This window comes from Pseudomonas sp. MWU13-2105 (assembly GCF_023242315.1).
Lineage (GTDB): Bacteria > Pseudomonadota > Gammaproteobacteria > Pseudomonadales > Pseudomonadaceae > Aquipseudomonas.
In genome coordinates this window covers 48,142-62,851 of the sequence record NZ_JALLIY010000009.1, presented here as the reverse complement: position 1 = coordinate 62,851, position 14,710 = coordinate 48,142, and the positions used below count along the sequence as shown (strand labels likewise).

Genomic DNA, 14,710 nt, shown 5'->3' with positions numbered 1-14,710 from the left:
TAGAACATCATGACCGCTGCAACCGACACCCTGCTCAGTGCCCTTGAAACCTGCAACATGCTTGAAGTCGACGGCCTGCACGCCTTCGATTTCACCCTCGACGACAGCCGCCTGCTGATCGAGTGCATGGATGGCCGGGCCGAGAAACGCTGGAGTTTCACCCGTGCCCAGCTTGAAGCGGCGACCTTCGACGAGGCCCTGCAAAGCTGGACCCTGAGCGACGACTCCAGCGAGCATCGGCTGGTCTGCATGAGCGCTTTCACCGGGCGCGACGAAGAAGAGGAATAAGGCGTTTGCCGCATCGGTTCACCTCGTCGTCCGAGGTGCGCGCGCTGCGACAATAGACCGCAGCCCCTGATGAATCAGGGACTTGCGCTTCTATTAATGACGCTGATATCCGCTACTGCTGCAATGAATTTCAACGATGCAAGCCCTCGGATGTACTTTTGACTCACGGCCTGAAAGGGCAAGCAAGCCAACTGACATCGAGGGTTACCGCCATGAACTTCAATCTTTTCTCCATCATCGCCGCTTCCGCTGTTTCTGCCACCGTGGCCCTGCCTGCCAGCGCCAGCGTGGAAATCAACAGCTCGAAAAGCCACACCCAGAGCTACACCCAGAAATACCTGCAACAGAGCGCCAACTTCTATGCCGCGCTGGATCACAAAGCCCAGCACTGAGCATCAGGCCGGGACGCATACCTTGTGGGAGTTGGACCGTTGCGAAGAGGCCTTTGCGGCCACCAAAAGCTTCGCCGGCAGGCACCGCTCTCACACCACTCCCACAAGGTATGCGTCCTGGCTCAGGTCAAGTTGCGCGTTTCAGATTGAATGCGTTTAAGTGAGCAAGTCCACATCAGCGCTTGGCCATGACCGCATTGAACAGTTCCGAAGCCAGGAACTGTTCCAGCCAGGCCTGTAGATGTTTGTACGGCGCTTGCGCAAACCACACCTGATCCACATGGGCAAATTGGCGCACGAAAGGTGCGACTGCAATGTCCGCCAGGCTCAGGTGTTCGGCCAACAGATGGCCGTTACGCGCAAGCAGACCGTCCAGCTTCAAGAGAAATTGCCCGCCCTGTTGCCGATAATGCTCCAGGGCAAACTCCGGGTAGCGCACCGCGTACTTGTAGCGGTCCAGCCACTGTTTGAAAACCGTGTCGTTCTCCTCGATCAGCAGCGCCGTGGCCTGTGCCGCCAGCGGATCGCGGCTGAGCAGCCAATCCTGCGGATCATGCTGGGCCAGTGCCCAGTGCATGATCTCCAGGCTCTGTTCGATCACCCGTCCATCCGCACACGCCAGCACCGGCACCGTGCCCTTGCTCGACAACGCCAGCATCCGTGCCGGCTTGTTCTTGAGACTGACCTCCTCGATTTCTACTGCTACCCCCGAATAATGCAGCGCCATGCGTGCGCGCATGGCATAAGGGCAGCGCCGGAACGAATACAGCGTGGCCGGCGTCATTTCACCTCCAGGGTGCTCAGCCCGTTGCCCTGGCGGCGCACCTGGATCTGCACCGGTATGCGCTCGTGCATTTCCTGCACATGGGAAATCACCGCGACCTTGCGGCCCTGGGCCTGCAAGCCGTCCAGCGCATCCATCGCCAGTTGCAGGGATTCGGGATCGAGGCTGCCGAAGCCTTCGTCGATAAACAGCGATTCGATCTTCAGCGTACTGGAAGCCATCGACGCCAGGCCCAGCGCCAGCGCCAGCGAGACCAGGAAGGTTTCGCCACCGGACAGCGAATGCACCGAACGCAGTTCGTCGCCCATCTCCGTGTCCATCACCAACAACCCGAGCATGCTACCGCCGCGCTTGAGGCGATAACGGCGCACCAGTTGGCGCAATTGCGCATTGGCATGGTGCACCAGCAGGTCGAGGTTGTAGGCCTGGGCCAGTTTACGGAAGCGGTCGCCGGTGGCCGAGCCGATCAGCGCGTCGAGGCGCGCCCAGCGCTGATACTCGCTGTTGGCTTCGGCGATCCGTTGCTGCAGCTCCTGGTTGGCGTCCTGGCGCCGCTGGTCTTCGGTCTGTTGCGCGCGCAGTTCCGCACAGCGGTGTTCGCTGGCAAGCAGCTGGGTTTGCAGGTCGCCCAAGGCGGCGTCCAGCGTCGGTGCATCGAGGTTGCCGTTGTGCTGGGCCTGATGGTGTTGGAGGTGCTTTTCCCGCTCCTGCAACAATACCCTGGCCTGCTCGACGGCTTTTTCGCTGGCCTGCAATTGCTGGCGCAGTTGGCTGACGTGCTCATCGTCGCAGGCCAGCAGTTGCTCCAGTCCGGCGTCGTCCAGTTCCGGGTGGCGAGCGCGCCAGTCCGCGACCTGTTGCGCCAGCTCCAGGCGTTCCTGTTCCAGGGCCTGCTGGCGCTCCTGGCGAGCCTTGAGGTCGGCGCCGAGCTGGATCCGTTGGCTATCGAGTGCTTGCAGCTGCTGGTTGGCCGAGGTATCGGCCTGCCGCGCGTGCTCCACCGCCTGATCCATTCGCTGCTGCCAGGCTTCGACGCTGGCGTGTTCACCGATCAAGTCGACCAGCTTGAGCCGACTGGCCTGCTGCTGCCCAAGCAACACGGCGCAGCGTTGTGTCAGCTCTGCGTATTGCTGCTCGCGGGTCTGCTGGCGGAGCTGCTCCAGTTCTATTTTTTCCTGGCGTTCGCGCTGTTCCTGTTGCTCCTCGCGCTGCTGGTCCAACTGGCCGAGGCGTTGCGCGACCTGTTGATCGAGCCGCATGAAGGTCAACGCCGGATCATTGCGCAGACCTTGCAGGGTCTCGACCGGCAACAGGCTGGCGAAGGTGCCCAGTTCCTGCTCCAGCCGCTCTTGATCGGTGTCCATCTGGCGCTGCTGATCGAGCAACTGCTGGTGTGCGGCCTGGCTGGCTTCGTTGGCCGCTTGCAATTGTTGCTGGAGCCGTGCGGCATCCTGTTGCAGGGTGAGCAGGGCGCCTTGCCGTTGCTCGTCCTGGCCGATGTTCTGCTGCAACTGCTGCAACTGCTGGTTGAGCCAGGCCTCACGGCGGGCGTCATCCTGCTCCAGCAGCCTGGCGTGCAGTGGATGCGCTTGCAGGCTCGGCGCCAGTTCCTGTTGCTGCTGGGCCAACTGTTCCTGTTGGGTGAGCAGCTCTTTCTGCTGGGCAATCAGCCCACCAACCTTTTCCCGCAGTTGGTTGAGCTTTTCCGTCAGCGTGTCGACGGCCTGCCGTGCGGCGGCTTCTTCGCGCTCATCGTGACGCCCCAGGCTTTGCAGCAGGGCCTCGGGTTGATGGTAGGGATGTTCATGGCTGCCACACACCGGACACGGCTGGTCGTCCTGTAACTGCCCGCGCAATTCCTCGACGCTGGCGCTGCGGGCCAGGCGCTGACGTTCCAGCAGTTGCCGGGTAATCGTCAGGGTTTGCTCGGCGACCTTGAGTTCGTCCCGTGTCTGCAAGCCTTCGCGATTGAGTTCGTCGCGTTGCTGCTGGATACCTTGCAGTCGCTCCTGCAACTGCTGTGCGCGTTGGTCCAGCTCACGCTGGCGGCCCCACAGCCGTTGCAGTTCTTCGAAGGCACGCAGTTGCTTGCGATTGTCCTGCAGCAGGCTGCCGAGAATCTGGATCTGTTCGCCGACGGCGGCCGGCTCCGCCCCGGCTTCGCTGTACAGCACTTCTAGCGCGCCACGCTGCTCGGCCAGTTGTCGGTCGGTGTGGGCGACCCGTGCCTGCAACTGTGCCAGTTCGCGCTGGCCCTGGTTCAGGCGATTGCCGATCAGCATCAACTGCTGCAACCGATCGCGATAGGCGTTCCAGGCCTCGCTCAACGGCGCGAGGGCGGCGCTGTGCTGCAATTGTTCGGCGATCTGCTCCAGGCGCGTGGCGACCTGCCGTTGTTGATCAAGCAAGGCGCTGAGCTGGGTGCGGCCTTCGGCGCTGGTCTGTTCGGCAGTCTGTTTCTGCCGTTCGGCATCGCCCAGGTCTTTGCCCAGGTGGGCCAGCGTGGCCTGTTCATCGAAGGCCTGGCGCAGCAGTGGAGCGCTGTCGTTTTGCCGGACGAGGGCCTCGCTCAACTGGGCGTGGGCATTCGAGCGGCTCTGTTCCAGCTGTTGCTGACGGGCCTGCAAGTCGGCCTGCTGATCAATATGCTGCTGGATCTGTATCGCCAGGGGTGTCAGTTGCTCGTCCAACTGGCGCTGACGGGCGAACTGATGCCGCTGCGGCGCCAGTTGCTCCAGGCGGGCGAGCTGCTGGCGCTCGGCATCGCGGGCCAGCCAGTGCTGTTCCGCGCCGTGCAGTTGTTCGACGGCGGCCTGGTGTCGTTCCTGCCATTGCAGCAACTCCTTGAGCCAGGTGTGCTGCAACTCCAGTTGCTTGAGTTGGGCCTGCCGGGTCTTGAGTTGTTGTTGGGCTTCGGCGAATTGCCGATCCAGCTCGAGCCGGGCTTCAACGTCCATGGGCGCGACGCCGCCGGCCTGGTCCAGCAACAGCTTGTGGGCTTCGCGGGCCTGCTTGGTCTTGTCGAAAGCCCGGCGGCCGAGGCGGGTGTAGAGGGCAGTGTCGGTGAGCTTTTCCAGCAGTTCGCTGCGTTCGTTGTCGTCGGCCTTGAGAAAGGCGCTGAACTCGCTCTGGGCCAGCAACACGGCGCGGGTGAACTGTTCGAAGTTCAGGCCCAGGCGGCTTTCGAGCAGGGCCTTGTATTCGCCTTTCTGGCTGGCCAGCAACTGATCGCTGTCGAGGTCACGCAGGCTTTGGCGGCTGGCCTGCAACTTGCCGCCGGCCTTGTCCCGGGCGCGGTTGGCTTCCCAGCGGGCGCGGTAGCGGCGGCCATCGATGCCGACGAAATCGACTTCGGCATAACCGGTACCGGTGCCACGGCGCAGCAGGGTGCGCGGGTCGCCGGTGCTGATCTCGCCGTCGGCGTCCGGCACCTTGGCATCGCGCGAGGCGTTGTTCAGCCGGGGCACGGCACCGAACAGGGCCAGGCACAAGGCGTCGAGCAAGGTACTTTTCCCGGCGCCGGTGGGGCCGGTAATCGCGAAAAGTCCCGCACTGGCCAGCGGCTCGGCGGTGAAATCCAGTTCGAAGGGGCCGGCGAGGGAAGCCAGGTTCTTCAGGCGGATGGCGAGGATTTTCATGGCTGCTCACCCTCCAGCTGGACTTCCTGCAACAGCAGGGCGAAGTCATCGAGGGTTGCTTCGTCCACCGGGTTGCCATAGCTGTCCTGCCAGGCACGGCTGAACAATTCCTGCGGGCTGAGCTGGTCGAGGTTGATCAGCCGCTCATTGTCCGTTTCGCCTTCACCGGCGTTCGAGCCTGCGTATTCGGCGGCGATCCGCACCAGGCGCACGGCCTTGCCTTGCAGGGCGGTTTCCACTTGCTGGCGCAGATCCGGTTGCGGTTCGTCCAGGCGTACCCGCACTTCCAGCCAGGGCTGGCGTTGCAGGTCGGCCAGCAGGTCGACATCCGGCAGCTTCTCCAACTGCTCGAGGATCTCGGCGAAGGGAGCCGGGCCCAGGCGCTGCAGGTTCACGGCGCGGGGGATCAGGCGGCTGTCGACACTCACCAGGGTTTCGCCGTCGAGGACGATCTCGAGGATCTGGTGCTGATAGGCGATCTCGGAGAACGACAGCGGGATCGGCGAGCCGCTGTAGCGGATACGTTCTTCGCCGTTGACCTTCTGCGGCTTGTGCAGGTGGCCGAGGGCGACATAACTGACACTGGCGTCGAACAGGTTCGCCGGCAGGGCTTCGGCGCTGCCGATGATCAGGCTGCGTTCCGAGTCCTCGGAGACCGAGCCGCCGGCCATATGCGCATGGCTGATGGCGACCAGGGCCTGGCCCGGCTGGCGCTTGGCATTGGCGGCGGCGATCAGGCGTCGATGCACCTCGCCGATCCCCTTCAGGTAGTCGTCACCCAGCTGCGTGCCGGTGACTTCGGCCGGGCGCAGGAAGGGCAGGGCCAGGCACCAGGCGGCGATTTCGCCGTTCGCGGCAGGCAATGGCAGCAGCAGGCGATCGCTGTCCAACTGGCCGTCGTCGAGCCACAGCACCCGCCCCAGGGCGTGGGTACGCAGGCGGCGCATCAGCGGCGCGGGCAGTTCGATCCGCGAACCGGAGTCGTGGTTGCCGGCGATCATCACAATGGTCAGCAGCGGCTGTTGTTCGTGGGCGCTGACGATAAAGTCGTAGAGGCGTTCCTGGGCTTTGACCGGCGGGTTGACGGTGTCGAAGATATCGCCGGCGATCAGCAGGACATCGGGCTGCTGTTGCCCGAGTTGGGCCAGCAGCCAGGTGAGGAAACAAGCATGTTCGAAATCTCGCTCCTGGCCATGAAGGTTCTGGCCAAGATGCCAGTCGGAGGTGTGAAACAGGCGCAAGGCAAACTCCAACTTGTCGATTATTTGGGGTAGAGCGGCGGCAGGCTGCTGTCGCTCAGCGGGTCCTGGGCGCGCTCGGCGACCGGGATCGCGCGGATCGCCCGCCACAGTTCCTCACCCTGCCAGAACTGGCCGCTTTCGCTGTAGAGCGCGCCATTGAGACCATCCAGCGCATCGGACAGGGTGACGAAACGCGCGGCCATGTCGGCCAGGGTTTCCGGTTGCTGCCGGGCCCAGGCATCCAGGGCCTGGCGGGTGGCCTGCGGATCGTTGGCCAGGCAGGTCCGTTTGAGGTCGTCGAGCAGTGTCCGTGGGCTCGGGCCGGTCTGCGCGGCGCGGTGCACCGCCGGTTGCGAGCGGGCCCGCCACCAGAGGCCGAAACCGAGCAGGGTGGTGCAGGCGAGGAGCAGCGTGCTGAGCTTCCAGGCCCACAGCAGTGGCGGTTGCGGCGGCGCGTTGTTGACGGCGCTGCTCACCGGGGTGTCCACCGCCAGGCTCGGGTTGTTCGCCACCTGCAGGGTCCGGGTCGGCAGGCTGCTGCGCTCCATATGGTCCTCATGGGTGTTCCACCAGAGCACTTCCACCGCCGGCAGGTCGAAGCTGCCGCTGTGGGTCGGCACCAGCGCCTCGCGTTCCGCGCGGGTGCCGATCAGGCCGCGTTCGCTGTTCTGGTTGCTCAGTTGCGGTTGATCCGGGTAGCGCCGCAAGCCATTGATCGTGGTGGCCGGCAGCGGCGGCAACTGGCCGCTGGAGAGGCCTTCGGCCTTGAGGGTCAGGCTACGGGTCAGGGAATCGCCGACCTGGCTGTGATCCGGTTCCGGGCTCCAGCTTTCGCTGAGGCTCAGGCTGCGCGCCGGCAGCCAGGGCGCTTCGGCCGGCCAGGTGGCGGGCTGTGGCTTGACCTGCAGGAGCATCGGCGCGGAGCTGACGCGCATCAGCTTGCCGGGCTTGGCGCCCTGGGGCACCTGGCCTTGTCCCTGATTCGGCTGGGCGTCCACCAGGGTCGCGGTAAACACCTGCGTGGGGATCGCCAGTTCGCCGCTGTGCTGTGGGTAGATCGCATAGCGCCACTCGATCACGCCATGGCGCACGCCATTGATCAGTTTTTCGTAAGTGCGCGATTCACCCAGTTGCTCGACACGGGCATCAGGGATCTGCAACGGGGTGAGGCTGCTGTCGTCATACAGCGACACCGAGTGATAGATGCGCAGGGTCAGCACGGCCTGGGCCTGGACGTAGATGTTGTCCTGGTCGAGGCTGGCGTCGATGAATACCGGTGCCAGGTTGCTCGCCGGGGCCTGGTCCTCGCCTTGCACCACCTGCAGGGTGATCGGTTCGCTGCTGAGCTCGCCCAGGTGCAACGGCGGAATCACCACGTTGCCGTTTTCCCTGGGGGTCAGGGTGACGATCCAGCGGGTAGTGGCCTGGTTTTCGCCGCCGAGGATGGTCAACTGGTTGACCTGGCGGGTACCGCGCACTTCGAACTGGGCATCCAGCGGGGCCAGGTCGGGTTTGCCGAACTGGGTGACATCCTTCGATTCGAGGGTCAGCTCCACCGACTCGCCGGAGTTCAGGCGCGTGCGATCGACGCTGGCCAGCAAACCTTCGGCCTGGGCCGGCAGGTTCGCGCAGAGCAGCAGCGTAAGGAACAGGGAGAAGCGCAGGGTCATCGGGTCTTGTCCTGATGGAGCTGTTGTTCATACCAGAATTTGCGCCGCAGCAACTCTCCCGGATCATCGGGGATCTGTCGCAGCCATTGTTCCAACGCCTGATGGCGTTCGCTGTCGATGATCTCGGCGGCGGCCCGCAAGGGCGGGTGGGTGGTCTGTTCGTCGCCCAGCTCGCTGCCCGGTATTTCATTGCTGCCCGGCTGATTGCCCGCCTGGCTGGCCTGGGTGTCGGGCGGCGGATTGCCGGTCGCCGGGCTCTGCTCCTGGGGCGCGGACTCGGCCGTGGCGGTGCTGGACGAATTCGTACCGGCCGGGGCCGATTGGGCCGCGCTTTGTTCGCTGGCGGTTTCTGCGGAATCGCTGGTCTTGCTCGGTTCAGCCGGCGGCTTGGCCTGCTTTTCCCTGAGCAATTCTTCCACCAGTGTCCGGTTCTGCAACGCCGGTCGCAAGTCCGGCTGACGTTCCAGGGCCTGTTCGTAGGCGTCCAGCGCCGCCTCCAGCTCGCCGCTGCGGGCCAGGGCGTTGCCACGATTGTAGTGGGCGTTGGCATCGTCGCCTTCGGCAAATTTCTTTGCGGCGGCGCTGTAGTCGCCGGCCGCATAGAGGGCCATGCCTTGCCATTGCGGGTCGTCAAAATGCCGGGCGGCTTCGAGCGGCTGCTGTTGTTCCAGCAACTGCTGGCCCTGCTGGTCCGGCCGGAGCCACAGATCGGTCAGTTCAAAGGCCTGGCTCGGCTGCGGGAACAGGAAGAACAGCGGCAGGCAGAACAGCCAGCCACGCCGTCCGGCACAAGCGGCCAGCAGCAGGAGTGGCAGCAGCAGCCAGTAACCCTGGTCGGCCCAGGTGTCGAGTTGCACGGTCTGGCCGTCCTTGCGCAACTGCCGCGGGCCGTCGAGCAGGCCAAGGCCGCGCAGGTCGCTGTCGTCCAGGCGGCCCTGGCGGTAGCGGCCGCCGATTTCAGCGGCGAAATCCTTCAGGCTCTGGCTGTCGAGGTGCGGCACCAGGATCATGCCCTGGGCATCCTTGAGGAAACCGCCGTTTTCCTGGGCCACCGGGGCGCCATCGCGGGTGCCGATCCCCAGGATCAACAAACTGTGGGGCTTGCCGCCGAGGGCCTGGCGAATACCTTGGCGTTCCTCTTCGCTGAGGGACGAGCCGATCAGCAACAAGCGGCCCTGGCCCTGGGCGCCTCGGTCGAGCAGGTTCAGGGCTTTTTTCAGCGCCAGGTCGGCGCGATGGCCGGCCTCGGGCATGATCGACGGCTTGATCGCTTCCAGCAGGTTGCGGCTGGTACCCAGGTCATCGGACAGCGGCACCAGGGTGTGGGCGCTGCCGGCGTAGACGATGATCGCCGTCTGCGCATCGCTGCGCGCGCGCAACAGGTCGAAGAGTTTGCGCCGCGCCTGTTCCAGGCGGTTCGGGGCCACGTCGCTGGCGAGCATGTCCGGCGTCAGTTCGAGCAGCACCACCAGCGGGTCCGCGGGTTTCTGGGTGGACTGCTCGACCCGTTGCCAGCTCGGCCCGAGCAGGGCCAGGGCGGCCAGGGTCCAGCCCAGGCCGAGGGCGATCCACGGCAGTTTGCTGTTGCTGCCGCTACCGCCCTTGAGCAGCACCCGATGGAAGGCCGGCGGCAGGATCATCTGCCAGCGCCCGGCACGCTTCTGCCGGTGCCAGAGTTGCCACAGCAGCCAGCCCAGCAGCGGCAGGACCAGCAGCCAGGCAGGACGGAACCAGTGTGGCCAGAGGGCTTCGATCATCGACGCCTCCGCAAGCGCAAGCGCTCCAGGCGCTGCCGCCATTCCGGGTGCTGCGGCAGGAACTGGCGCCGTGCCAGCCAACGTTGCAGCAGATTGTCCGGCCAGCGTTCGCGGATCACCAGCAACATGCTCAGCAGCAGCGCCAGGCTCAGCGGCCAGTGATACAACGCCCGGGCGGGGCGGGCCTGGGTCGGCTGCTGGGCGACCGGTTCAAGCTGGTCGAGGGTTGCCTTGACGGCTTGCAGCTCCTGGCCGTCGCGGGCGCGGAAATAACGACCGCCGGTGATCCCGGCGATTTCCTTGAGGGACGGTTCGTCCAGGTCCATGCTCGGGTTCAGGCCGAGCATGCTCAGGGTCCCGGTTTGTTGCGGATCGGCACCGATGCCGATGGTGTAGATCTTCACGCTTTCCTCGGCGGCCAGGCGCGCGGCGGTGATCGGATCGATTTCACCACCGTTGTTGGCGCCGTCGGTGACCAGGATCAGCACCCGGCTTTGCGCCGGGCGCAGGCGCAGGCGCTTGATGGCCAGGCCGATGGCGTCGCCAATGGCGGTGTTCTTGCCGGCGATGCCGATTTTCGCTTCGTCCAGCCAGATGCGCACGGTGCGTCGGTCGAAGGTCAGCGGTGCCTGTACGTAGGCCTTGCTGCCGAACAGGATCAGGCCGACGCGATCGCCTTCGCGACCCTCGAGGAAATCGCCGAGCAGGTGCTGGACCAGGCTCAGGCGACTGACGTCTTCGTCCTGCCAGCGCATGTCGGGGTATTCCATGGAGCCGGACAGGTCCACGGCCACCAGCAGGTCGCGACCGCTGGCGGCCACCGGCAAGGGTTCGCCCAGCCATTGCGGCCGCGCGGCGGCGGACAGCAGCAGCAGCCAGAGCAGGATGAACGGCAATTGCTGGCGCCAGCTCGGCAGGCTGACCCGGGCGCGGCGCCGGGCCAGGCTTTCCAGGTCGGCGAGAAAGCTGACCTGTAGCGCCGCTTCGCCGCTGTCGGCCACTGGCAACAGCAGGCGCATCAGCCAGGGCAGCGGCAGCAGGGCAAAAAGCCAGGGCCAGGCGAACTCAAACATGTTTGCGGATCCAGGTGTCGATCGCCTGGCTCAACCCGGCGATGGCCTTGTCGTCGAGCTTGCATTCGGGCTTGTAGGCGCCTTCCACCAGGACCATCCAGCGGGTCAGGCCGGCGGCCGGGCAGCGGTTGTCGAGGAACGCCAGCCATTGGCGGCCATTGAGGGTATGGCTCTGGCTGTAGGGGTAATGGTTGCGGCACAGGCGCTTGAGCAGGCCGTTGAGTTGCTGCAACCAGGCCCCGGCCGGGGCGCCGTCATAGGGTTTGGGTAACTGCGCGAGTTCCGCCAGGGCGGCCAGGCGCACCGGGTCCAGGGGCTGTTCGGCGCGGGCGACGGGGCGCTTGACCGGGAGGAACCGGCGCAGGTACCAGAGCCCGACGCCCAGCAGCGGAATCAATGCCAGCAGCAGCCACCAGCCCGGGGCCGGCGGCCAGAAACCCTGGATCGGTGGGGTGATCAGCGGTTGCAGTTGCTCCAGGCTGCTCATGGCTGTTTCCCCGGACGCTGGGGGTTCAGGTATTCGCGCAGTTGCTCGACCATCTCGCTCTGGGTGCTCAAGGGCATCAGCAGCACCCGCAGTTTCTGCGCCAGCAGCTCCCAGCGGGCAATCCGTGCTTCACCCTGGGCGCGGTAGGTCTGGCGCAGTTCGAGGTTGAGGGTGTCGAGTTCCAGTTGCGCGCCGCGTTCGGCGAAGCGCAGCAGGCCGGCGGCGGGCAGGGCATGGTCGAGGGGATCGGAAACCGGCAGCATCAACAGGTCGCAGTGGCGCGAGAGCAGGCTGAGCTGTTGTTCGGCGGCATCGCTCAAGGCCCGTTCATCACAGATCACGATCACCAGGCTGCCGGGGCGCAGTACCTTGCGCGCGCGGATCAGCGCCAGGCCCAGGGCATTGGGTTCGGCGGCGGCTTCGGTGTGCAGCGAGTGGTTGACCCGCACCAGGCGGTTGAGCAGTTGCAACAGGCTTTGCTTGCTGCGCCGTGGCTTGATTTCGTAGTGTTCGTTGTCGCCATAGACCAGGCCGCCGACCCGGTCGTTATGGCCCAGGGCGGCCCAACCGATCAGGCTCGCGGCCTGGGCGGCGAGCACCGATTTGAAGGTCAGCCCGGAACCGAAGAACAGCTGGCGGCTCTGTTCCACCAGGATAAAGATCGGCCGTTCGCGCTCTTCGTGAAAAAGCTTGGTATGGGGCTCCTGGGTCCGGGCGGTGACGCGCCAGTCGATGGTGCGCACATCGTCGCCGGCCTGGTAGACCCGCACCTGGTCGAAGTCCACCCCGCGTCCGCGCAACTTCGAATGGTGCAGGCCAATCAGCGGGCTGCGCTGGCTCGGCGTCGAGAACAGCTGCACTTCGCGCACGCGATGGCGCATCTCGATCAATTCGGCGAGGGTGGTGCGGATGCCGGGTTCGGCGGGTAGGGGCGCGATCATTGTCCGGGTCAGGCGACGGCGACGACATCGAGGATACGCTGCACCACCCGGTCCTGGTCGATCCCGGCGGCTTCGGCCTCGAACGACAGGATGATGCGGTGACGCAGCACGTCGAACAGCACCGCCTGGATATCCTCGGGGCTGACGAAATCGCGCCCGGCCAGCCAGGCATGCGCCCGTGCACAACGATCCAGGGCGATGGAGCCGCGCGGGCTGGCGCCGTAGGCGATCCACTCGGCCATTTCCGGGTCGAACTTGGCCGGCGTACGGGTCGCCATCACCAGTTGCACCAGGTACTCCTCCACTGCATCGGCCATGTACAAACCGAGGATCTCCTTGCGCGCGGCGAAGATCGCCTGCTGGCTGACCCGGCGCTCAGGCTTGGTTTCGCCGTTCAGGGCTTCGCCCCGGGCCTGTTGCAGGATGCGCCGTTCGACCGCGGCATCGGGAAAGCCGATTTTCACGTGCATCAGGAAGCGGTCGAGCTGGGCTTCGGGCAACGGGTAGGTGCCTTCCTGCTCGATCGGGTTCTGGGTCGCCATCACCAGGAACAGTGGCGACAGGTCGTAGGTACTGCGCCCGACGCTGACCTGGCGCTCGGCCATGGCTTCGAGCAGGGCCGACTGGACCTTGGCCGGCGCCCGGTTGATTTCATCCGCCAGCACCAGGTTATGGAAGATCGGGCCCTGCTGGAACACGAAACTGCCGGTTTCCGGGCGATAGATCTCGGTGCCGGTGATGTCGGCGGGCAGCAGGTCGGGGGTGAACTGGATGCGATGGAACTCTGCTTCGATGCCTTCGGCCAACTCCTTGATGGCCTTGGTCTTGGCCAGGCCAGGGGCGCCTTCGACCAGCATGTGACCGTCGGCCAGCAGCGCGATCAACAGGCGCTCGACGAGCTTTTCCTGGCCGAGGATCTGCGCTGAAAGAAAGGTTCGCAGCGCTAGCAGCGCTTCACGATGTTCCATCGATGAGTGTTCCTGGAGAGGGTCGCCGACGGCATTCGAATGAATGCCACGGCTGGGGGCGTTACTTTAATGCATCGGGGGGGCTGGCGACTAACGGCCATGGGGATTTTTATGGGTTTTGAGGAAAAGTCCTATCTTGTTCGGAGTTATCTCCTGCGGGTGGCCCCGCCCTGTGGGGGGCACCGGGCGAGGCGAGGGTGTGCCACGGGCTATTGGGCCAGCGCGCAGCCATAGTCCTGGATCTCTCCGGCGGAGCCGCGGCTGAAATCCCTCAGGCTCAAGCGGTTCGCCAGCAACAGCAGGTCGCCGCCGGGTGCTACCACCAGGGCCAGACCATAACGGGACATGCTGTCACCCTGCTGGCGGGCATATTCGCCCAACACCTTGAACGGGTTTTCCTGTTTCAGGTCCTGGCCGTTCAGGCGTTTTGCCAGGTACTCATGGCCGTTCAGCTTGACCGCCAGGGGCTGCCACGCCTGGGTCACCCGCGGGGCCTGGGCGAGCAGTTGTTGGTAGATCTCGGGGCGCAGGCAGGCCAGGTGGATATGCAACTGGCCCTGGGAGCGACCGTATGGCGAGTTGATTGCCAGCGAGAGGAGCTCGTCCTTGATCGGCTTGCCGGCTTCGGTGGACAGTCGCCCGCGTTGCTGCCAGGCACTGGCGAAAAAGGCGTAGGCATTGTCCTCGAGCAGCAGCGGACTCTCGATGCCGGTGATCCTGTCCGTCGGTATGGTCAGGTCATGCAGGGGACCCTGGCGATCCTTGAGCAAGGCCACGTGCTGCTGCAGATCCACCCTCAGGCACGGCGCGGGGTTCTGCGCGTCCTGCTGGTGGGGCACGCATTGCTGGCTGACAATCTGCCAGAGCGCGTTGCCTTTGCCGAGCCCCCAGATCAGCCAGGAGCCCGCCGCCAGTACCACGACCACCAAGGCCAACCCTACCGTTTTCCGCCACTTGCTCATGCTGCTTTCCTGATCAGAAGTAAAAACCCGGGCACTCTAAACCAGCCCTTCGTGCATTTTTGTGTCGGTTCTGATCACAAATGTTTCAAGGCGGGCCGGTGTCAGCCCAATTCGCTGACATAGGTGCCGGTGCCGGCGAGTATGTTTTTCAGCGTCTGTTCGACTTCCGCCAGGTCGGCCGCGGCGGTCTGGTGAAGGATTTCGAGATGATCGTCGCCATTGAGCGCATCGGCGTCGGTGGCGGCGATTTCAATCAGCAGGCGTGTGGCGCCGAGGGTGACCTTGATCCCTTCCAGTGTGGAGGGTTCGCCATCGAGGGTGATCTCCAGCTCATCCTCGTCGGGGTAGCGGGTCATCAGGAACATTTCGCCCTTGTCGCTATGGCAGCAGAGCATGGCCATGTTGTCTTCTTCATCGTCGCAGGGGTTGGCGATAAGGTGGGCGGTGCTGAGCTGCATGGGCAGGCTCCTGTCTGGGCGGGGGGAGCGCTATTTTGCCTCATTTTTCAA

General features: G+C 64.9%; 13 protein-coding genes. 2 read left to right on the top strand and 11 right to left on the bottom strand.

Annotated elements, in window-relative coordinates:
• Nucleotides 1-9: 9 nt before the first annotated feature.
• Nucleotides 10-288, top strand: a complete 279-nt coding sequence (locus M5B96_RS14630; RefSeq protein WP_248797383.1) for a DUF5629 family protein — start codon at nucleotides 10-12, stop codon at nucleotides 286-288.
• 212 nt (nucleotides 289-500) lie between these two features.
• Complete coding sequence (locus tag M5B96_RS14625; RefSeq protein WP_248797382.1) at nucleotides 501-680, top strand: hypothetical protein; 180 nt, start codon at nucleotides 501-503, stop codon at nucleotides 678-680.
• A 175-nt stretch (nucleotides 681-855) separates the two neighbouring features.
• Here M5B96_RS14625 and M5B96_RS14620 read toward each other — a convergent pair whose 3' ends face one another.
• From M5B96_RS14620 to M5B96_RS14570, 11 genes are all read right to left on the bottom strand, one after another.
• On the bottom strand, nucleotides 856-1,464 hold the full coding sequence (locus M5B96_RS14620) for a glutathione S-transferase (RefSeq protein WP_248797381.1): 609 nt from the start codon (nucleotides 1,462-1,464) through the stop codon (nucleotides 856-858).
• A complete protein-coding gene (locus tag M5B96_RS14615; protein WP_248797380.1) occupies nucleotides 1,461-5,102 on the bottom strand; it encodes an AAA family ATPase in 3,642 nt (1,213 codons plus the stop codon). Before M5B96_RS14615 ends, M5B96_RS14620 begins: the two co-directional genes overlap by 4 nt.
• Nucleotides 5,099-6,343: an exonuclease SbcCD subunit D C-terminal domain-containing protein gene (locus tag M5B96_RS14610; RefSeq protein WP_248797379.1), complete on the bottom strand. Its 1,245-nt coding sequence runs from the start codon at nucleotides 6,341-6,343 to the stop codon at nucleotides 5,099-5,101. Before M5B96_RS14610 ends, M5B96_RS14615 begins: the two co-directional genes overlap by 4 nt.
• A 20-nt stretch (nucleotides 6,344-6,363) precedes the next feature.
• Entirely contained in the window at nucleotides 6,364-8,013 is a 1,650-nt protein-coding gene (locus M5B96_RS14605) for a BatD family protein (RefSeq protein WP_248797378.1), read from the bottom strand.
• Nucleotides 8,010-9,770, bottom strand: a complete 1,761-nt coding sequence (locus M5B96_RS14600) for a VWA domain-containing protein (protein ID WP_248797377.1) — start codon at nucleotides 9,768-9,770, stop codon at nucleotides 8,010-8,012. Before M5B96_RS14600 ends, M5B96_RS14605 begins: the two co-directional genes overlap by 4 nt.
• On the bottom strand, nucleotides 9,767-10,843 hold the full coding sequence (locus M5B96_RS14595; protein WP_248797376.1) for a vWA domain-containing protein: 1,077 nt from the start codon (nucleotides 10,841-10,843) through the stop codon (nucleotides 9,767-9,769). The genes M5B96_RS14600 and M5B96_RS14595 overlap by 4 nt, the downstream gene beginning before the upstream one ends.
• On the bottom strand, nucleotides 10,836-11,330 hold the full coding sequence (locus M5B96_RS14590) for a DUF4381 domain-containing protein (RefSeq protein WP_248797375.1): 495 nt from the start codon (nucleotides 11,328-11,330) through the stop codon (nucleotides 10,836-10,838). Before M5B96_RS14590 ends, M5B96_RS14595 begins: the two co-directional genes overlap by 8 nt.
• Complete coding sequence (locus M5B96_RS14585; RefSeq protein ID WP_248797374.1) at nucleotides 11,327-12,271, bottom strand: DUF58 domain-containing protein; 945 nt, start codon at nucleotides 12,269-12,271, stop codon at nucleotides 11,327-11,329. The genes M5B96_RS14590 and M5B96_RS14585 overlap by 4 nt, the downstream gene beginning before the upstream one ends.
• Nucleotides 12,272-12,279: 8 nt before the next feature.
• Nucleotides 12,280-13,239 (bottom strand): AAA family ATPase, encoded by a 960-nt coding sequence (locus tag M5B96_RS14580; protein ID WP_248797373.1) that lies wholly within the window; start codon nucleotides 13,237-13,239, stop codon nucleotides 12,280-12,282.
• A 209-nt stretch (nucleotides 13,240-13,448) separates the two neighbouring features.
• Entirely contained in the window at nucleotides 13,449-14,201 is a 753-nt protein-coding gene (locus M5B96_RS14575) for a CDP-diacylglycerol diphosphatase (protein ID WP_248797372.1), read from the bottom strand.
• 101 nt (nucleotides 14,202-14,302) lie between these two features.
• Nucleotides 14,303-14,659: a hypothetical protein gene (locus tag M5B96_RS14570; RefSeq protein WP_248797371.1), complete on the bottom strand. Its 357-nt coding sequence runs from the start codon at nucleotides 14,657-14,659 to the stop codon at nucleotides 14,303-14,305.
• Nucleotides 14,660-14,710: the final 51 nt, after the last annotated feature.